The following is an 18,730-nucleotide window of genomic DNA, read 5'->3' as shown; positions in this document are numbered from 1 at the left end:
GTGATAATGAGGTTGCGCAAATACTTCATAACGTTGTGATGAATAGAAGGGTAAAATGAACCAGAATATATATGATAACAATACGTTCTTTAGAAAATATCAAGAAATACGAGCACGAGAACATAACTATAATATTTTATTGGAACAACCCAATTTTTTGGCATTACTACCGACACTTAAAAATAAAATCGTATTAGATATCGGATGTGGTGTAGGAGATTTTGCAGCTTATTGTCTTGAGCTCGGTGCAAAATACGTTACAGGTATTGATATTTCTTCCAACATGATTGCACATGCAAAAAAGCATCATGTTCATGACAATCTATTGTTTGAACAGGTTGCATTTGAAGAAATGACAGTGCCTGCAGAAACCATTGATTTTATAGGAAGTTCTTTAGCTTTTCACTATATTGCAGACTTTCAGTTACTTATAAAAAAGATTAGTACCGCATTATGTGAAGGTGGAGTTTTGTTATTTTCAATAGAGCATCCAATTGTAAGTGCTAATATGGGAAAAGACAATTGGATAACAGATGCTGAAGGGAACCTACTCTATTTTGCATTAGATAATTATCAGAATGAAGGCTTACGTACACAACATTGGTTAGTTGACAATGTTGTGAAGTATCACCGTACACTATCAACTATTGTAAATACTCTTATTGAACATGGCTTACAAATCGAAAAAATGGTGGAGCCAATACCAACTAAAGATGCAGTATGTAATTTACCAAATTTAAACAAAGAATTTCGGCGACCTTCGTTTTTAATTATAAGAGCCAAAAAAACATTGAAGAATAATCACCAAAATGTAAGTAACTAAAAAATAAAGGATAGATTATCACCTTCTGTACAAACTAATGTCAGGAGGTGATTTTTAATGAACAATCAAAATAAAACTGATGTTAATCAAGTAAAGCAGCAAATTCAACAAGCAGAAGCGAACAAATTACAAGCATCTGGTTCAGCGAATGCAATGGATGTAGAATTTGGAAATGAAATGGACATAAATCAAATTAAACAACAAATCCAACAAGCAGAAGCAAATAAAAAATTTGCTTCTGGTCGTTTTGCAAACGAAAACAATTCAAAATAATCATCATCTCTTGCCGGCAATCTTTTTTTGCCGGTTTTTCTATTTCCGAACTCTTTTTTGAACGAATAAACGAATTGTTATTACTCGGCTAACACCGCTTCTTGCATTAATTCCAGCCATTTTTACTAACGAAGTCTATAACGAGAAGGTTACAATTTTCTGTCTTTCCTACATACCTAAATGAGTCAATTCTTTTTAATGTTCGTGTTTTAGAGAATCACCCAACTGTCCAGCCGCTGAACAAAGCGCATTTCTCTTTTAAAAAGACGAACATTAATTGATATTTATATAAATATAGTTCGATATTTATTTTTTTTGGAAAGCTCAAAGTTGCTCCTCTGTAAGAAATACATGCACAATAAAAAGAGAGTTCTCCCCATGGAACAAAATAAGTACAATGACTACTTATTTTAAATGGAGGAATCTCTCTTCATTAAAGTTAACCGTAATCAAACACCTTCCATACTTTCTTCTATAGCCATTTCTTCAACAGTTGAGTGCTTTTTCTTTTTCATACTATTTGCTATTAAGATACAAAACATACTTAGTATAAATAAGCCTAAAAATATGAACCATGCCACTTTGTAACTTTGTGTAAGATCATAGATAAGACCGGAAACGATAACACCAAGTGAACTCGTTGCTACGAAGAATATTTGGACAACACCGAAAATGGCTCCAAAATCTTTCTTGCCGAATAAATCATCTGTCATAAATGGAGGGCCAATTGTCGCAATAACAATACTGAAGCCGTAAGCGATAGCAAATACGAACGCAAAACTCTTAGCGTTTGCCAGCAGCAGTGACACCATCGCAATCGTCATACAACTGCCTACAAAAAGAATGCCTCCGGTTGTTCTAAACTTATCAAAAATAGCACCAAGAATAAGCTTGCCAACGGTATTGGATAAAGATAAAAGCCCGAAAATTGTTCCTGCAAATAGCGTTTGCATTTCCTCCAGGTAAAGCTACCTTGTATTCAGGAAACCCATATAATACTTCAATATTGTGAAATAAAGTAATGTTACTATTTTTAAATACATTGTTCACGGTGTATGGCAAATTATTCGCATTCTCCCAACTAACAGCTAACTCAAAAGCAGAGCATCCTTTTTTCCATTGCTTTAGAGGATCTGCAAGGTATTCTTTCCACGACAGTATGCCTTTTGACGGTACAAAAAAATTGCCCATTATCTCACCTCATTATTATTTTTGTAATTCATTTCATATTTCGCAATAGCAAAAAGAGTCTTCATTTTTTGATATGAAGGCTCTTTTTTTAAGTCATTAATTTTGGATAAATCTCCAATAATATAATGTAGCTGTTTCTTTATACAGCTTCGCACCGGACTTTTCTAATACTCTATGGGATGCGATATTGTCTTTTTCCGTATCAGCAATAACGCACTTCACACTGGGCTGATTTAACAACCAATTTTTCATTGTTTCAAGTGCTTCCGTCATATAGCCGTTTCCTTGATATTCAGGTAAAGTGTAATACCCAATTATGACTTCACCATTGTTGTTTGGAAGTCCTTTTAACATAATTCCTCCAACACTACAATTTTGACTATGGGAGACGATGAACCAATTGGTATACCAAATATAATTTTCCCTATCACGTAGTAACTTAGAAAGTCGAATTTCCATAGCTTGTTGAAGTTCCATACTTAGAAAACTACCTGATTCTATTAGAGATAATTGTAGCTCTAACTTCTTTGGATTCTCAATGAGTAATCTTAGATTATTTGCACTTAGTGGTAGTATTCTTAATCTTGCTGTTTTCAATTCAATCATCATGATTCTCCTATTATCATTTTTGACATCTTTATTAGACAAAAATTTAAAAATAGGTATATATTATTGGCAGCTACTCCCATTTCATTATTGTTTAGATTTAATGCAAGCAATCTTAGCTGATAACAGCTTGCTGTTTGCACGCCTATCGTTCTTTTAGCAAGAGCAAAGGCGAATTGATTAAGTGTTTAAGCAATTTCCCTGAATGCAACTTGTTAAAACCAAATTATACCATGAATTTCTTACAGCAACAATTCATACAATAATATTATTATGTAAACTATATTTAAGAAAATAAATCTAGCCCCATTTAGGAGTTAGATTTACTTGTTGGCGATTGATTTAAGATGGTTGTGGTAAAATCTTGCACCGATAGTGGTTTGCTAAAGTAATAGCCTTGTACGAAATCACAGCCATGCTCTCGCAGTACATTTAATTCAGCCTCTTCTTCGACACCTTCTGCTACTACTTGGAGATTTAAAGCATGAGCCAAGGAAATCATTGCGGAAATCATTGCAATCCCTGTTTTCTCTGGTAAAATATCACGAACAAACGCGCGATCGATTTTTAACACATCTACTGGGAATTTTTTTAAATAATTTAAGGATGAATAGCCTGTTCCGAAATCGTCTAACGCAATAGTAATCCCTAATGCTCTTAACTGTTCAATAGTATTAATTAAATCTTCCGTATAGTCTAGCATACTCATCTCTGTAATTTCGATTTCTAATAAATGCGGATCGATTTTTGTAGCTGCAATGGCATCACGTACCATTTCAACAAAACCAGGTGTGCTAATATGAATGGGTGATATATTGACAGCAACGCTTAAATTTGAATGAAATGTTTTGTTCCATGCACATACTTGTGCACAAGCTTTATGTAATACCCAAACACCAATATCATTGATAAGTCCACATTCTTCAGCAAACGGAATAAAACGATCTGGTGGCATTTGTCCTAATTCAGGATCGTACCAACGCAGTAAAGCTTCCATCCCAACAACTCGATCCGTTTTTAAATCGATTTTTGGCTGGTAATGTAGTTCTAGTATATCTTTTTTTAATGCTTGGTGTAGTTTGGTTTCAAGTAGTAACCACTTATCATTTGCCTCATCCATATTATGTCTATAAAGTCGATATTGATTGCCTCGAGTTGATTTTGCCGCATACATCGCTATATCAGCATTTTTTAATAAATCTTCTATTGTATTGGCATGATCCGGAAAAACACTAATACCAATGCTTATACTTGCATAAAATTCGTATGCGTCTACGATGAAGCTATCATCGAAAACCCCAATTATTTCTTTTGCCATTTCTTCAATTCGTGAAACATCATTTAATATCATAACGAATTCATCACTATTGTGGCGATAGAAAGAGTTGGATGTGTAGTCTACATTACGAATACGATTTGCCATTTCCACAAGGAACATATCACCGATGATGTGGCCAAGTCCATCATTTATGTTTTTAAAACGATTCACATCAATGAAAAATAACGCAAACTTCTCACCTGTACGTCGAGATTGATGGAATTCATTTTCTAAACGTTGTTCTAACTTACGACGGTTTGGTAACCCTGTTAATTCATCATGATAAGCAATATGGGTAATTTTCTTAATATCCTTTTGTGCAGTAATATCTACTCGAATGGCAATATATTGATAAGGTTTGTTATTATCATCGAGGAAAGGAATGATTGTTGTTTTCACCCAGTATAAGCTACCATCTTTAGCGCGATTGCACACCTCACCATTCCACATATCTCCTTTACCAATTGTTTTCCACATTTCTCTGAAAAAAGATTTAGGATGGAAACCTGAGTTTAGTAAACGGTGATCTTGTCCAATTAATTCTTCACGCTTATATTTCGAGATTTTACAAAAATGATCATTAACAAATGTTATATTTCCGGTCCGATCTGTAATGGCAACAATGATCGAACTATTCATTGCTGAAAAAATATCTTGTAATTCTTTCAGGCTGTAGTTAACTTGATTAATACTACCAGGCGTGATATTCATCATTTTTCATTCTCCGTTCATTAAAATAAGAGGGTTTAGTACTTTTTCTTTACATAATAGTGAGGTATAAAGTTGTGGTAGCTGGCCCTTTTTTATGTAATTATATTATAGTCTTAGAAAAGCAGTTAATTCAACCCAAATATAAAATCTACAATTATCTAATTTTATAGATTTCAATAAATTAGACAAAAAAGAATGACTTTAAACGCACTTCATTCGACAATTTACCAATCTCAATAATTACATTTGTCCTACTATTAAAACTATCGTTATACTATTTACCTTTAAAACAATAAAATCGATACTTTTAAAAAATTAAAAATGCCTTACTGTCGCAGCTGGCAGCAAGGCATTTTTACATGTTAAGAGACTTCATATTCAATTTGACCTCCCACGATTTTTGCTTGTTCATTGTAAGCATCCAGTTGTTCTTGTGATAAGTTTAATATATAGTAGTGAAAGTTTATTGGCTCTAATCCATGTTGATCACATATTTGTCTGTAAAATTCATATCCTTGTCGATAGTCCGTCATGCCAATAACTTCCTTTCGTGTGCTGCTTCATTGTAGAACTCTAATTGCTCCTGAGATAACTTATTCATAAAATAATAAAAATTAATAGGCTCTAAATTAAACTGCTCGCATTTTTTACAATATAACTCATAACCTTCTCTATAATGTGCCATCCATTTTCCTCTTCTCTTTGTACTATAACAGTTGTTTATTTGTATAAATAATATATAACAGTTATCGACTCAAGTCAATAATATTTCTGAAATTTCTTTCATATTAATCAAAGCCCAGTCCATGTATTTAGTATGGCTGGGCTTTTCATAAACTATTCAATTTGGCGTCCGTTATAACCACATCCTTTGTAGCGATTATTTTAAATTCCAAGTTGTTTCGCTTGCATATTATAAGCTGAAAGTTGTTCCTGTGATAATTGAATAATATAATAACGGAATGAAATTGGCTCTAGCCCATAACGTTCACACATTTCACAATAAAACTCATAACCATCTCGATACTTTGACATATCCGATTCCTCCTGACACAAACTGTTTTATAACAGTTGTTTTTATTTTTATTTAATATATAACAGATTATGTTGTTCGTCAAGTAAATATTCATAACGAATTGTAAATTAAAAAAGCCCGACTTCTGCGTAATCAACGTCAGAACTCGGGTTTCGATACAATTTTATAGTATATTTTTTAGTAAACGAAAAATTTGTCTCGGAATCCATAGAATGATATTCCAAATTATTTCTGTTAACACACAATTTCTTAGTTCTTTCAAATTGTTTTTCATAATCTGCTTTAGTTTTCTTTTCTTCATCGTAACTCCTAGTCCAAGTTAAATGACAATACCTTTCATTTCATGTATTTGTTCAATGTGTCGTTGTTCATGCAAATACACTTGCTCAATCCATTGATTGAGTGGCAATGGTCCGAAGGCTGGGTGATTCACAGCTTTTTTAGCAAGTAAGGATGGCTCTTCTAGTTGAAGCAAAAATGTCTTTAGTTTCGCTCTTGTTTCATATAATAATGTCACCATTTGCTGGACAGCAAATGCTTCCTCTGTCGGTTCCACAATTTTGGGTGCTGCGAGCTTCTTTGTTCTATCTCTCATTAGCTCGACATTGATCCGTTCAGGATTGGTATTTTCTTGAGAGGCTACCCCCCATGAAATGGCCTTCATTGTTGAAGTTTCTACTAGCACTAAATGATGACATATTTGAGCAATGCTCCATCTGTTTGCATCAGGTTTTTGATTAAATTGTGCATCGTTCAATACTTCTATTGACTTTAATAGTTGTTCTCTCGTAGTACTTAATTGTTCAAGATATGTTGAAATCATATATTTTCCCCTTTTTATGTTCAGAATTATTTAGCTCTTGGATAGAACTATTATTCAAATAATCTGTGTGCTCTTTTTCTCTTTCCTTAAATAGTCAAATATCGTCCTTGTATGGATGATTTATTGAGTTGATACAGTTCGGATACTCGAATATCTAGATTTTAAAATATCATCATAACATTCTATTCTCTTTAATCGAGTCTTTACTTCTAAATTCTTCTTTTTTATTTATTAAGTATAATAATCCTTCTGAGTTTTTTTTATATATTGAGGAATAGTTTTTATTATTTCTTTTAACTCATGATAGGTATTATAACTAACTATACTTGCTTTAGCATATTCTGAAATCCGATATAATGTTAATAAACTTTCTTTAAATTCTGTCCCCGCATACTGATAATGTTCAACTAAATATCTGTAAGACTCCTCATTTGAAATCTCATTTATTAATGGTTTTTGTGAATTTTCTTCTGGTTTTAAATAAAAAATATGGCTGACTATTGCTCCTGAGTTTGCAATTTTACAAAATGCTTCAGTTGCCGGTAACTCTCTTTTTACAATATTACCATTATTATCATATCGAGGTAGTACTAATCTAGGAAATGGCTCTACATATATACTTCTTTTTCTGCAAAACATGGTCTCATCAGTCAATAATTCAAAATCATGATTAGAGTTAACTAATTCTAATGTACTGGTTGTTTTTCCACTTGCTCTACTACCAACGAATAATAAGGCTTGATTATTATAATGTTTAACGGCTCCTGCATGTAAAGCGACAAATGAATTTAAAAATGGTTTTTTAACAAATGGTGGTAACACGGGTTGATACGAATCCCATGGAATTACTTCTTTACTCCCAAATTCTTGATAATATACCCCATTAAGAATTGAATTTTGATTTATAGGTCTTGTTCTAAATAAATATCTATCGACTTTTTCCCAATCGAAGTTAAATTTCCCATATGCAAAATAACTCTTTTTATATTATCAATATTTCATTTGTCAAAATTATGGTTTTTTAGGAAAGCAAGAAAATTAATGTAAATTTGCTATTATACTGTTACAATATAGGTGAAAAATATCGAATGAAAGAAGAAAATCAATTCTTAATATTGGACTAAGTAATCAGATGAAAATCAGTTAATTGTTCTCGGTAAATTTTAGCATAGGCGGTTAAGTCAAATTAATTTCCCTACTTACACAAATATTGCTAAAAGGAGGATGACTGAAATGAAAAATATACCACCTATAATATACCTATGGCTAGGACAAGGGATTTCTAGTATTGGTGGAACAGTTTATCATATTGCATTAGTATGGTATGTTATTGAGCAGACTAAATCTCCATTTATATTAGGAACTATACTTTTTGTAGGAATGCTTCCTAAGATTATATTTTCTATAGCTGCTGGGGTAATTGGTGATCGGGTATCGAAAAAAAAATTATTGATATGGCTGGACTTTATTCGCTTTTTCATTACATTTGTTTGGGGGCTTTCGCTAGCAAATCGTCCGTTCAATTTAACTGAAATATATATACTAACGCTTTTAATCTCTATATTGGATGCGGTATTTAGACCAATATATGGAGGAATGATTCCCGCTTTAATGCAAGGAAAAGATTTGACGAAAGCTGCATCTATGAATGAAACGATATTTAGAATTGTTTCTATCATGGCTCCTTCATTGGCTGGCTATTGTATTATCTATTTTAATTTTAGTGAATTTATTATATTTAACAGTATTACATTTTTACTTGCTACAATTTTAACCATTTTTATTCCAGAAACCAAAAAAACTGATTCGATAGTACAACATGAACCATTTATTAGCCAAGTTAAAAATGGAATAATTTATTTTTATACCAATAAAATTATTTTTTGGTCCACTTCTTTAATTACTTTAGCAAATCTAGCAGTAGTAAGTTATAATGTTAACCTTGCTAATTTAATTCAGAATGAGTTAAATCTTTCATCAAGTATATATGGAACAGTTCTAACTGTATTTTCTATCGGCTCCCTTACAGCTACTTTTCTACTTAGCCTGTTCAAAATTACCAAAAGTCGTGGGATTTTATATATAAACAGCTTACTTTTTGGAGGAATTCTTTTTACATTGCTTTACCTTGATCAAAATCAATGGACCCTTTATACTATTTTCTATTTTATTGGTTTTTTCTTTGCTATAACTAGTACTATTTCAACTACTGTGTTATTTGAAGTACCTGAAGATTACCGTAGTCGTATACTAGGAATTGCTAGCATTTCATCACTATTATCACCTGTAGGAGTACTTTTTTGGGGAATGTTAGGTAGCTATGTAAATTCAACTACAGCACTTACGCTAGCAGGTTTTGTTATTATACTTGTGGCTCTAATTGGTTACCGTACGTCAATAATTAAATATAAATAGGGGAGATATACTTTCCATTGCGTTCCGGTAGTTTAAAATCTTATTTGCAATATCACCTCACCTCTTAATTACATAGATACATTCCACAATAAAAACTCATATCCAAAATGATATTTTTTGCCTTAAACATTTCTCCATTGCAGTCTGTTTATAAAATGCGTTTTTATTTAATATACTAAGATATTTACTTCATTAAGAGTTATTTATACTGGATGAACATAATAAAGCCCGATTACTCTTTGTATTCAAGCAGGAGAAATCGGGCTCCTCGTTGTGGACTTTAGTAAAATGTAATCCCTTTCTAATTTAGACCCTACTCTGTATATATGCATCTTACTTGTTCGTATGCTTTTACGCTAGTTATTAATCAACAATATTAAAAGGATTATTCTCCAAAACATGTTGCAATTGCTCATCTTCAATATGGGTATAGATTTGGGTTGTAGCGACACTGGAGTGTCCTAGTATATGCTGTAAGCTACGAATGTCTGCCCCAGCTTTATACATCATTGTCGCCGATGTATGACGCAATTTATGTGGTGTAAGTCTGTCCTTTTGTAGACCCGATTGTTTATTGATTTGCTTAACAATTTTAGCGACGGTTTGTCGTGTAAAACGTGTTCCTTTTTGCGAAACAAAAAGAGGCTCTTCACCTTCCCCTTTGTATGGTGTTTTCCCACTCTGTTCATAATTATTTAGCGCTTGCATGCAACTATCATTTAAGTAAACCGTACGCTCTTTATTTCCTTTTCCGATTACGGTCAAATAACGACCTTGTAAGGATGAAGTATTCAGTTGGCACAGTTCAGATACGCGAATACCAAGATTTAAGAAAAACATCATCATGCAATAATTCCGTGGTGATGCGCGATGCAGTTGAATACCCTCAATAAACTGGGTCGCCTCATCCATATTCATGTATATCGGTTTTCTGCGTCCAATCTTTGGTGTTTCCAACTCCTCCGCTGGATTTTCTTCTATAAGGCGTCGTTTTCCTTTAATGTATTTGAAAAATGATTTTAAGGTAGCGACTTTACGGGCTCTTGCGGAAGCAGAATTTTTACGTTGTACTTCACAATACTCCATAAATAAATAGAGATCTTCCAAAGTGATGTCACGGATTTCTTCTATTGTAATAGTAGCAATATCGACTTCGTTTAATTGCGCGATATCTATATCATTTTGCATAGCTAAATGAAAACGAAAGAATAAAGTGAGATCGTATTCATATTCTTTTCGAGTGCGTTGGGACTTTCCTTTGATTGTTGTTAAGTACACTAAGAAGTCTTTCAATATTTTAGGTTGTGGATTCTTTTGCATAAAATCACCTCTATTTTCTCTATTTTACCATAAAAAACGTTCCCAAATATAAATTTGGGAACATTATTGATAAAAAAATGCCCTTTTCCCCTTTATTGAACATATGTTCTTATTTTGGTAATTAAAAAAGATGATTTTCTACGTATTAAAAAATCATCTTTTTTTGAAATTTTTTTGCAAGGTCTATTTATTTATGCATAAACGCCTCGCAAAATGAATATTAAACTCTAGTATACTACTATGCGCTGAGACGAATCGAAAAATGATTCAATGGGTAATGGTACAAGTCAATTCGCCTCACAACGCATGTGGAATTATTTGGTTATTTGTAGTTAAATAGCGAAAATTCTATATGTGCCATCCATTTGTTGTGTAATTTTCCAGTTCGTCGATAACATGGTAAGAAGCTTCGAGATTATGGCTTTGTCGCACACCAAATCCTGAATACCTGCTTCTGCCAATCGAAAGTCCTTCGTTTCTTCTAATTGAAAGCGAAGATGTAGTAAACGTTGAATGCCAGGTAATGTTACATATTTTATTCGATAATTACCATGCAGCGCGTCTAAAAATTGTTGCTCCCCTTCTTGATAAAGAGCCAGCGTTTCTTTAAATTCATAGTTCGGTTCCTTTGTACACCATGACGATACTTCCCCAGTTCTCAATGTCTGTAAGATTTCCTTGTCAGATATACCAAGTTTCGATAGCTTGTCTAACTCATAAGCTTGCATTAAGTTAATGTTTATCATTTTTTACTAGCTCCTTTTATGTATTCTTTATAGTGTAACATGTTTTGACTATTCCTTAAATTTGGAGGCGGTTCACAGGATGAAATTATATGATTCGGGTTCTTTTTTTGATGAAATGTTAGATGGTGACCAGCCGAAACCGCATTATCGCTCCTTCCATCGTAAGCTAAGTGCTTTTTCACAAGAACAGCTAGAAGAAAAATACCAGCAAGCCCAATCGAGCTTCCTTAGTACCGATTATTATCCCGCATGCACAATGGAAGATGATTGAGACAGGTATGAAACGACGTATTAAAGCGTTGAATTGTTTTTTACATGATATTTATAATGAACAGTTAATTGTAACAGCCGGAATTATTCCCAAAAATCTTATCGAACAAAATCCATATTATTGTCGAGAAATGTTGGGTGTTCAAGTACCAATAAATAATCATATTTTTTTAGCTGGCATTGATGTAATTCGTGATAATAATGGTGTTTATCGCGTATTGGAAGATAATTTACGTAATCCTTCCCGCATTTCATACGTATTCCAAAATCGTTATGTTATGAAGGAAGTGTATCCTGAATTTTTTTCCAAACATACGATTCAATCCCTTGAAAAACAAATGGCCCATATGAAAAAAGCGCTACTTTCACATCGACCACGAAATTTAAGGGCTCATGTTGAACCGAAAGCCGTCCTTTTAACTGCCGGTATGTATAATTCAGCCTATTACGACCATGTCTTTTTAGCGCAACAACTAAATATTCAGCTAGTAGAAGGACGCGATTTAATTGTGCAAAATTTAAAAGTCTATAAAAAAACAATTTACGGATTAGAGCAAATCGATATTATCTATCGCCGCATTGATGATGACTTTTTAGATCCTACTGCCTTTCGAGAAGATTCTTTACTTGGCGTGCCCTATTTAATAGAGGCTTATAAGGCAGGAAATATTGCAATACTAAATGCAGTGGGCAACGGTGTCGCAGATGATAAAGCGATGTATGCCTATGTCCCAGATATGATTCGTTTTTATTTAAATGAAGATCCTATATTAGAAAATGTCACAACCTACCATCTTGATGATGAAAATCAGCGGGCATGGGTACTAAAACATTTACACGAGCTTGTTATAAAAAATGTAAGTGCCTCAGGTGGCTACGATATGCTGATTGGTCCACATGCCAGTGCTGAAGAAATCGCTAGCTTCCGACAAAAAATAGTAAACCAACCAAATCAATATATAGCACAACCGACCATTCAGTTATCACGTGCACCTGCCTATCAGAATGGTAAATTCTATCCTTGTCATGTCGATTTGCGTGTATATGTCATTACAGGTGATGAGGTATTTGTCCTTCCAGGTGGGTTATCTCGTGTTGCGCTAAAAGAAGGATCGTTAGTCGTAAATTCCTCACAAGGAGGCGGAGCAAAAGATACGTGGATATTAAAGGAGGAATTGCCGCATGCTAAGTCGAGTAGCAGACGCACTATATTGGATGGCAAGATATAGTGAACGCACAGAAACAAATGCACATATATTACAAGTACAGCTGTTGAATATGCTGGAGCAATCTGGTAAAGAACATGATTATCTCGACCATTGGGAAGCTATTTTAGATATTTGTGCTTCCAAAGAAGAATTTTTACCATGTTATGAAGTCATTCGAGTGAATCCTCTTATTGAGTACTTATTGTTCTCTGAGAATAATAGCAACGCTTTGCATGCAACTTTGCGCGCCATTCGAGAAAATGCACGAATAACACGGGATAGTATCCCTATTGAGCTTTGGGAATTACACAATGCCTTTTATTTATATATGCAGCAAGAAGTAACGGTGCAGAAGCGGCCATTTCCGTTAATATCCCTAAATTATTTTTTACACAGTGTACGTAAGACATGACTTTCTGCACATCTACAATTATCGAATTTTTCAAAATCCAAACATCCTTCTTAATCTAATATCATCAGCTGCTTTAGAAGATCAAAAAAAGATAAAAGCAAACAAATGAGGAGCATGTGTTAAAAAAAGATTTAAAAACATGCCCTTATTGATTGGAAATTTATTTTCCACTTATTTCAACTAAAGCATTTACTCTATCAAGAAGAAAATAAGCCAGATCCATTAATGATCTCCTCACTAGAAATTAACGTTGTTTCATATATCGTTTTATTATTCTTTTTCATGAAAGATTGAACAACCTCATATCCTACTGCATAACCAGCACAAAAAGAAAGACCTACAGGTTGATATCCTTCTTGTTTGGCAATCTCATCACCAAACATATAGCTACTTACCTCAGCAAACCCTTTTATATCTAAAGCTTCTCCGATAACATAGATCGAATACTCTAAATCGTCTTTGTCCATACTAGTCACCCAAGGTCCCAGATGTTCTGTTCCGTAAAGTTCTTTTGCAAATGAATCTGCTAAGCCTTCTATGACAAGATAATCTCCCACTGTTACATTTCCATGATCCCAATCAAAATAAGAAAAACGAATATTATGATGGAACTCATGAGCAATAACAGCAGGAATTTTAGGCAAATTATAATCATTTGGATAAATATTCACAGTAATAAACCCAGGAATACCACCAAATCCTGTATATCCCTTTTGAAGTTTTAATTTATCTGGATCTGCGACATACAATCCAAATTTTATTTCTTCGGCGTTCACTTTCAAACCTGTCTTATTAGCGTTTTCTATACAGGTTTTGATAGTATTCTCTGCTACTACAAACGCGTTATTATCTTTTAAGATGGATAGACCCTGTTGAATTTGTTTATCGTTAGAAATATCTGCATAACCTAACATTTTGGTAGCCATTAATACGTCATAGCCATTTTCTTGTTTTGCTTTAATAGGAACATTTATTAAATTCCACATGTCCATAAATGGCGCCATCATCGTATAACGAAAATAGTCTTTTCTCTCTTCTAAATCCGTAATTGCAAGTAATTTCTCGTATTGTTCGTATGTGTTAATTAATTTATAGGTCATGCTCATTTCAATCATCTCTTTCGCAAATATTTAGTATTGTAGTTTTGAAGTAACTTTATATTTTTCATAAGATTTTCTTCGGAATCAGCTAAGTCCAAATGAAATAATATATTTTCTAGGTCTGCAATCAATTGAGTCATGTCTTTTTTAATAAAGGTTAATGAAGGTTGTCGGTCTGTTAAATCTTTAAGTTTATAACCTATTATTTTTGCAGCGAGGATTTGCACAATTTTTTCTAAGTCTGACTTGCATAAAACCAACTGACCATTGTCATTCTTCTTTGCGTTCAATAAATCTAAATTAGAATAGTATCGTATAGAACGTTCAGTAAGTCCCGTCCTTTTATAAACTTCCCCCGTTTTAAACAGCGTAATTCACCTCCATATTCCAAGGTTAAAGTATTACGCAACGTTAATGTCAAATTAAAAAAGCTTAGCTTGTACAAAAAGAAAACCGAATTTCCTTAGCGTAGGAAAACTCGGCTTTTTTAATGTCGGAATTTGCTTAGCGTATGTTTTGCGCTTTTTGTTGGTAGGACCCCATATTGAAAAAGACCATCTAACAGCTCGATTTGTAGCACTTAATACACCGTTAAAAGCTTTGTTAAGTGCCATTAGTGAGCTTGATTTATCAACATCTTCCTTAGAGGAAGCTATATTTTCAATGGAGGAAAGATTGTGTCAATGTATTGATTTTGGTCATACATTTTCAGCAATTTATCATTTATATGAACCCAGCCTACAAGTTTGAAAGGAACCACTTACAGCTCCCTTTCAACACGCAAGTCAGTAATCAAAAGGAAGCGGACACGATGAAATTTGAAATTCAACATACAAATATTTTTCAATATGAATCTGAAGTCGATCAAAGCTTGAATACTATCCGCTTGAAGCCTCGGGGTGATGAGCGTCAATGCTTGCTGTCTTACCGTATCGCGATTTCACCATCTTCACTAACGCGTGAGCATGCAGATATTTGAGGGAATACAGTCGGTACATTTTATATCCCTGAGCAACATCAAGTACTAGAAATAGAAAAAACATCCATCGTTAGTATACACCGTGCACCATTTATTCATCGCATTCAATATTCACCCGAAATGCAGACGATTTTTCATTCACAGCTCTTTTATGAACATTATTTGCCCTATTTAAAATCAACTAGCTTTACGTATATGACAGATGCTCAGATAGAAGAAGTGTTTCATGCGATTGGTCACGCAGAAAATCCAGTGCTATTTTCGCTTAATTTAATGCAATATTTATACTCAACATTTGAGTATGATCCAACAGCAACGAATGTCACGACAACTGCAAGCCAAGCCTTTGACTTAAAACGAGGAGTTTGTCAAGATTTCACCCAAGTTATGCTCGCTATGTAAGCGGTTATTTATATGTCGATGAAAATTCAGGTTTAATCGGAGATATAGCAACACATGCCTGGGTTGAAGTGATGATTCCTGGTATTGGTTGGATTGGGTTAGATCCAACCAATAATGTGGAAGTACTAGAAAATCACATTATTTTATGTATCGGACGTGACTATACCGATATTAGCCCTGTCCAAGGCGTCTATACAGGTGGTAAACATGATTTAACGGTAAAAGTTCAAGTAAAAGCGTTAACGCATTTTTAATAAGAAGTGCAGCAATTTGTGCTTGAGGGACAATTGCTGCACACTTACTTAAAACGTTGTCCTCGTTCTGTTAATACCCATTTTCGAACATAACCCATTTTTTGTTGTATGTTTTCAACCGTTTCCTCACTTTGTAACGCCCTCTGTAGCACCGTGTAACGAACATCTGTCGCTCGTACAATTGTGCCAATATCTTTTGATAGTGTTTGAAAAATCCGTTCAATTGTTTTTGTCGTGATCGATTTAGTAAGACTTGTTTCACTGACCCAAAGCCATTCCCCTACATTCCCTTGATGTATATCCTCCGTCGCATTTTTATAATGCTGTAACATTTCCATCAAAATAGGTGAAAGTCTCATCTCTCTTCTGCCATTCTGATTTGAAATCGAAATATGTGATGATGGAATCTCAAGATGTCCCCATTTCATACGGACAAGTTCAGCAGGCTTGCAACCAGTTTCGATAAACATTTGTACAATACAACCATTCCGTCTTGCAAGCCACGCATGCTCAGGTGTTTTTGCATATTGAAAATAGGTCGGCCATACTTCTAAAATGTTTAACAATTGCTCTTTTGTCAGCACTTTTAAGGAATCCTTGCCCCTCTTTTTTGGCTGTAAAATGCTTTCATAATCAAACGGTTCAACCCATTCTCGCAAAAATACAAAGTCTACAAAACTACGGAGTGACGCTATTTTCCGATTAAAAGTATTAACATTTTCATAGTTTTCTTTTAGATAATTACTATATTTAAATAATAATTCTTTAAATTGTTTATCCACCATTTGTACATTTTGTTCACTTGCAAAAGCTAAAAATTGCTGTCCATCAAGGTTGTATTGTTTCTTTGTAGCAGTACTTTTCTTTAAAGAATTTAATAGTAATAAATAACTTTGCCATGCTTCCTTTAATGGTACCATCATGCGCCCTCCTTGTTTACTGTGCGTGTGATAGTTTTATTTTATAATATTTATGGTGCGTAAAGCATAATTTATATTAATTAAAGTAGTGTCGGATAATCTGTAATTGTCAATTAGACTTATCTTTAGGAACAAAACGCTCCTTACTAAATAAAGAAACGAATGTTCCTATAGTAGTTTCTCATATCTTTTGCTTTATTACAATAGCAATCATCTGTTGTAGTACAATCTCTATAAAATGCCATTAATCTTGTGTAACAGGTTGAAAAAACATGAAAATTCGTATTATTTAGTGTTTATTGCTCTTTGTGTTATATAATATAAGTATCAACTTAAATGTAGGGGGCTTTTCAATTATGCAAGTAAGAACAACTCGTCTTGAGGCTGAGGATGCGAAAATTATTTATCAAGAAACGGCTGGACTCGCAATTATTACGATCCATCGACCACAGGCGAAAAATGCGCTTACCGCAAATATGTGGGATGAATTAGCTAAAATTGCACTAAAAGTGTTAGATAATGCTAAAAATAAAGTGCTCATTTTACGAGGATCTGGTGAGAATTTTACAGCAGGCTCTGATATTAAGGAATTCAACGCTATTTCTTTGGAAAAGGCAGAAGAAGCTTTTCTACATATGGAAAAAACAATATCAACGATTGAACGTTTGCCGATTCCAACAATTGGGGTTATTAACGGTCCTGCAATGGGAGCAGGGTTAGAACTTGCTTTAGCATGTGATATTCGCATCGGCTCTGAAAAAGCAAAACTAGGCATTCCTGTAGGCAAATTGGGCATCACATTAAACAATAAATTTGCCCAGCGTCTTGTCCAACTTGTTGGCCCTTCTACAACGAAGGATTTGGTATTTACAGGTCGTATGTTTAAAGCCGATGAAGCCTTTAAACTGGGTATGCTGAACTATTTAGTCGCTGAGAAAGATTTAAATAAATTTATGATTCGAATGGGCAAGCTGGTAGCTGGTATGTCACCAGAATCTTTACTCGCTGTAAAACAATCAGTACAAGAATGTGTCGATAGTGTGCCAACATTATGGCAAGGTTCTACCCCATTTGTAGGTAGTGATTTTACAGAAGGCTGCCGCGCCTTTGTTGAAAAGCGTCAACCTCAATTTACACGCGCATCAAAATAGAAAAACAGGTACTCACTCGCCCTACTGCGACTGGAGTACCTGTTTTTTATTTTCGTTTTTGTACAACAGAGTGCACTTGAACATTGATAACATCTAGTTCGTAGCCAAAATGCTGGTAAAAAGAATGTTGTACGTCTTCTTGTAACTGATATAAGCGATGAGGCAATGAATAATCGATCGGCATCTTTAATTGCAAAGAAATGATGACCTTTGCCCGCTCTCCAAGGCTAAACTGTATTTGTTCTACTTTTTGCACAATATCTTGCTGTTTACAAGTATAGGTTAGTAATTGCACATAGACTTGCTTCTCTATTTCAATATATTCTTGTTGGAAGTCAGGACGCACAATGGTTGTTTCACCGATTTTTTCGCGTTTAGGTGTGAAAATTTCCTTCCCTTTTTGCACCAGTCGTTTAAAGAAATTTTGCTCGACTTGACGGTACGGTATTGGCATGACATGCTTTCCTTGCGTTTGGCGAATAAATCGCGCCTTTTGGATTTCCTTTTGGGAGCGAATGTCCTCAACATAATAATACGTTTCAATCGGCCCCAGTCCCAAACGCTTGGCAATATTGTTCGTCATTTTATCCGACGTACCAATCAGTAATATAGATTGAACATGATATGTATCAAGAGCTTTGACGACTTCTTCACGATGCGCTTCTTCTGAAAAAATCGCACGTCGAACAGCAGTTATCGTATTTTTTTCAAACTTCGCAGAAATCCCTGCTACTTTCACGCCATTGACAATGAGTAAACCGTCATCGATAAT

General features: G+C 34.1%; 21 protein-coding genes and 2 pseudogenes. 8 read left to right on the top strand and 15 right to left on the bottom strand.

All coding sequences use genetic code 11. The features are described from left to right. Nucleotides 1-55 precede the first annotated feature (55 nt). A complete protein-coding gene (locus C9J37_RS10420) occupies nt 56-823 on the top strand; it encodes a class I SAM-dependent methyltransferase (RefSeq protein WP_107895283.1) in 768 nt (255 codons plus the stop codon). A 57-nt stretch (nt 824-880) separates the two neighbouring features. Then, nucleotides 881-1,096, top strand: a complete 216-nt coding sequence (locus tag C9J37_RS10415; protein ID WP_024361713.1) for a gamma-type small acid-soluble spore protein — start codon at nt 881-883, stop codon at nt 1,094-1,096. A gap of 449 nt (nt 1,097-1,545) precedes the next feature. Here the strand turns inward: C9J37_RS10415 and C9J37_RS10410 are convergent, their stop codons facing one another. From C9J37_RS10410 to C9J37_RS10375, 9 genes are all read right to left on the bottom strand, one after another. Beyond that, nucleotides 1,546-2,049, bottom strand: a complete 504-nt coding sequence (locus C9J37_RS10410; RefSeq protein WP_107895282.1) for an MFS transporter — start codon at nt 2,047-2,049, stop codon at nt 1,546-1,548. Further along, complete coding sequence (locus C9J37_RS29650; RefSeq protein ID WP_407656238.1) at nt 1,964-2,287, bottom strand: DUF6946 family protein; 324 nt, start codon at nt 2,285-2,287, stop codon at nt 1,964-1,966. Before C9J37_RS29650 ends, C9J37_RS10410 begins: the two co-directional genes overlap by 86 nt. Nucleotides 2,288-2,383: 96 nt before the next feature. Beyond that, nucleotides 2,384-2,896 carry a GNAT family N-acetyltransferase gene (locus C9J37_RS10405; RefSeq protein ID WP_235617079.1) on the bottom strand — a complete coding sequence of 171 codons (513 nt, stop codon included), beginning with the start codon at nt 2,894-2,896 and terminating at the stop codon, nt 2,384-2,386. 307 nt (nt 2,897-3,203) lie between these two features. Next, nucleotides 3,204-4,925: a sensor domain-containing protein gene (locus C9J37_RS10400; RefSeq protein ID WP_107895280.1), complete on the bottom strand. Its 1,722-nt coding sequence runs from the start codon at nt 4,923-4,925 to the stop codon at nt 3,204-3,206. Nucleotides 4,926-5,284: 359 nt separating this feature from the next. Beyond that, nucleotides 5,285-5,455, bottom strand: a complete 171-nt coding sequence (locus C9J37_RS10395) for a hypothetical protein (RefSeq protein WP_024361699.1) — start codon at nt 5,453-5,455, stop codon at nt 5,285-5,287. Then, nucleotides 5,452-5,607 carry a transcriptional regulator gene (locus C9J37_RS10390; protein ID WP_107895279.1) on the bottom strand — a complete coding sequence of 52 codons (156 nt, stop codon included), beginning with the start codon at nt 5,605-5,607 and terminating at the stop codon, nt 5,452-5,454. Before C9J37_RS10390 ends, C9J37_RS10395 begins: the two co-directional genes overlap by 4 nt. A 200-nt stretch (nt 5,608-5,807) precedes the next feature. Further along, nucleotides 5,808-5,957, bottom strand: a complete 150-nt coding sequence (locus C9J37_RS10385) for a hypothetical protein (protein WP_054767743.1) — start codon at nt 5,955-5,957, stop codon at nt 5,808-5,810. 320 nt (nt 5,958-6,277) lie between these two features. Beyond that, the gene (locus C9J37_RS10380; protein WP_201262157.1) at nt 6,278-6,781 is read right to left on the bottom strand and encodes a DinB family protein; all 504 of its coding nucleotides are present in this window, start codon (nt 6,779-6,781) and stop codon (nt 6,278-6,280) included. A 231-nt stretch (nt 6,782-7,012) separates the two neighbouring features. Next, complete coding sequence (locus C9J37_RS10375; protein WP_107895278.1) at nt 7,013-7,603, bottom strand: hypothetical protein; 591 nt, start codon at nt 7,601-7,603, stop codon at nt 7,013-7,015. 411 nt (nt 7,604-8,014) lie between these two features. Between C9J37_RS10375 and C9J37_RS10370 the strand changes: the two genes are divergently transcribed. Further along, entirely contained in the window at nt 8,015-9,196 is a 1,182-nt protein-coding gene (locus C9J37_RS10370; RefSeq protein ID WP_167397294.1) for an MFS transporter, read from the top strand. A 363-nt stretch (nt 9,197-9,559) separates the two neighbouring features. Here the strand turns inward: C9J37_RS10370 and C9J37_RS10365 are convergent, their stop codons facing one another. Both C9J37_RS10365 and C9J37_RS10360 read right to left on the bottom strand, forming a co-directional pair. Beyond that, complete coding sequence (locus C9J37_RS10365) at nt 9,560-10,516, bottom strand: tyrosine recombinase XerC (protein ID WP_107895276.1); 957 nt, start codon at nt 10,514-10,516, stop codon at nt 9,560-9,562. Between the two features lie 332 nt (nt 10,517-10,848). Next, a complete protein-coding gene (locus C9J37_RS10360; protein WP_107895275.1) occupies nt 10,849-11,262 on the bottom strand; it encodes a hypothetical protein in 414 nt (137 codons plus the stop codon). A 79-nt stretch (nt 11,263-11,341) separates the two neighbouring features. On the opposite strand from C9J37_RS10360, the pseudogene C9J37_RS10355 reads away from it, so the two are divergent. Continuing rightward, nucleotides 11,342-12,761, top strand: a pseudogene (locus C9J37_RS10355) (circularly permuted type 2 ATP-grasp protein). Next, complete coding sequence (locus tag C9J37_RS10350; protein ID WP_107895274.1) at nt 12,715-13,152, top strand: alpha-E domain-containing protein; 438 nt, start codon at nt 12,715-12,717, stop codon at nt 13,150-13,152. The pseudogene C9J37_RS10355 and the gene C9J37_RS10350 overlap by 47 nt, the downstream one beginning before the upstream one ends. Before the next feature lie 197 nt (nt 13,153-13,349). Here C9J37_RS10350 and C9J37_RS10345 read toward each other — a convergent pair whose 3' ends face one another. Continuing rightward, a complete protein-coding gene (locus tag C9J37_RS10345) occupies nt 13,350-14,252 on the bottom strand; it encodes a DUF2268 domain-containing putative Zn-dependent protease (RefSeq protein ID WP_137067793.1) in 903 nt (300 codons plus the stop codon). Between the two features lie 11 nt (nt 14,253-14,263). Beyond that, entirely contained in the window at nt 14,264-14,620 is a 357-nt protein-coding gene (locus C9J37_RS29645) for a MerR family transcriptional regulator (RefSeq protein ID WP_407656240.1), read from the bottom strand. A gap of 443 nt (nt 14,621-15,063) precedes the next feature. Between C9J37_RS29645 and C9J37_RS28930 the strand changes: the two genes are divergently transcribed. After that, nucleotides 15,064-15,231 (top strand): transglutaminase N-terminal domain-containing protein, encoded by a 168-nt coding sequence (locus tag C9J37_RS28930; protein WP_235617078.1) that lies wholly within the window; start codon nt 15,064-15,066, stop codon nt 15,229-15,231. 120 nt (nt 15,232-15,351) lie between these two features. Next, nucleotides 15,352-15,887: pseudogene (locus tag C9J37_RS28925) on the top strand (transglutaminase-like domain-containing protein). Between the two features lie 44 nt (nt 15,888-15,931). Here the strand turns inward: C9J37_RS28925 and C9J37_RS10325 are convergent. Next, entirely contained in the window at nt 15,932-16,807 is an 876-nt protein-coding gene (locus C9J37_RS10325; RefSeq protein WP_107895270.1) for a tyrosine-type recombinase/integrase, read from the bottom strand. Between the two features lie 356 nt (nt 16,808-17,163). Here C9J37_RS10325 and C9J37_RS10320 point away from each other — a divergent pair, with 356 nt between their 5' ends. Further along, nucleotides 17,164-17,958, top strand: coding sequence for an enoyl-CoA hydratase/isomerase family protein (locus C9J37_RS10320; RefSeq protein ID WP_107895269.1), 795 nt, complete (start codon nt 17,164-17,166; stop codon nt 17,956-17,958). Between the two features lie 46 nt (nt 17,959-18,004). Here C9J37_RS10320 and C9J37_RS10315 read toward each other — a convergent pair. Further along, nucleotides 18,005-18,730: hypothetical protein (locus tag C9J37_RS10315; protein WP_107895268.1), on the bottom strand; the 726-nt coding region annotated here is incomplete at its 5' end.

Origin of the sequence: Lysinibacillus mangiferihumi, from assembly GCF_003049665.1 — a bacterium.
In the GTDB taxonomy this organism is placed as follows: domain Bacteria; phylum Bacillota; class Bacilli; order Bacillales_A; family Planococcaceae; genus Lysinibacillus; species Lysinibacillus mangiferihumi.
Note: the sequence above shows the minus strand (reverse complement) of the source record. Positions and strands in the feature narration are given on the sequence as shown.

Bases quoted from the DNA above. Each gene is read 5' to 3' on its own strand.
- C9J37_RS10380 (WP_201262157.1), bottom strand. From the start codon at position 6,781: ATGATTTCAACATATCTTGAACAATTAAGTACTACGAGAGAACAACTA.
- C9J37_RS10415 (WP_024361713.1), top strand. From the start codon at position 881: ATGAACAATCAAAATAAAACTGATGTTAATCAAGTAAAGCAGCAAATT.
- C9J37_RS10420 (WP_107895283.1), top strand. From the start codon at position 56: ATGAACCAGAATATATATGATAACAATACGTTCTTTAGAAAATATCAA.
- C9J37_RS10385 (WP_054767743.1), bottom strand. From the start codon at position 5,957: ATGTCAAAGTATCGAGATGGTTATGAGTTTTATTGTGAAATGTGTGAA.
- C9J37_RS10345 (WP_137067793.1), bottom strand. From the start codon at position 14,252: ATGACCTATAAATTAATTAACACATACGAACAATACGAGAAATTACTT.
- C9J37_RS10395 (WP_024361699.1), bottom strand. From the start codon at position 5,455: ATGACGGACTATCGACAAGGATATGAATTTTACAGACAAATATGTGAT.
- C9J37_RS10365 (WP_107895276.1), bottom strand. From the start codon at position 10,516: ATGCAAAAGAATCCACAACCTAAAATATTGAAAGACTTCTTAGTGTAC.
- C9J37_RS10360 (WP_107895275.1), bottom strand. From the start codon at position 11,262: ATGATAAACATTAACTTAATGCAAGCTTATGAGTTAGACAAGCTATCG.
- C9J37_RS10390 (WP_107895279.1), bottom strand. From the start codon at position 5,607: ATGGCACATTATAGAGAAGGTTATGAGTTATATTGTAAAAAATGCGAG.
- C9J37_RS10320 (WP_107895269.1), top strand. From the start codon at position 17,164: ATGCAAGTAAGAACAACTCGTCTTGAGGCTGAGGATGCGAAAATTATT.
- C9J37_RS10325 (WP_107895270.1), bottom strand. From the start codon at position 16,807: ATGGTACCATTAAAGGAAGCATGGCAAAGTTATTTATTACTATTAAAT.
- C9J37_RS10400 (WP_107895280.1), bottom strand. From the start codon at position 4,925: ATGATGAATATCACGCCTGGTAGTATTAATCAAGTTAACTACAGCCTG.
- C9J37_RS28930 (WP_235617078.1), top strand. From the start codon at position 15,064: ATGAAATTTGAAATTCAACATACAAATATTTTTCAATATGAATCTGAA.
- C9J37_RS10350 (WP_107895274.1), top strand. From the start codon at position 12,715: ATGCTAAGTCGAGTAGCAGACGCACTATATTGGATGGCAAGATATAGT.
- C9J37_RS10370 (WP_167397294.1), top strand. From the start codon at position 8,015: ATGAAAAATATACCACCTATAATATACCTATGGCTAGGACAAGGGATT.
- C9J37_RS10410 (WP_107895282.1), bottom strand. From the start codon at position 2,049: ATGCAAACGCTATTTGCAGGAACAATTTTCGGGCTTTTATCTTTATCC.
- C9J37_RS10405 (WP_235617079.1), bottom strand. From the start codon at position 2,896: ATGATGATTGAATTGAAAACAGCAAGATTAAGAATACTACCACTAAGT.
- C9J37_RS29650 (WP_407656238.1), bottom strand. From the start codon at position 2,287: ATGGGCAATTTTTTTGTACCGTCAAAAGGCATACTGTCGTGGAAAGAA.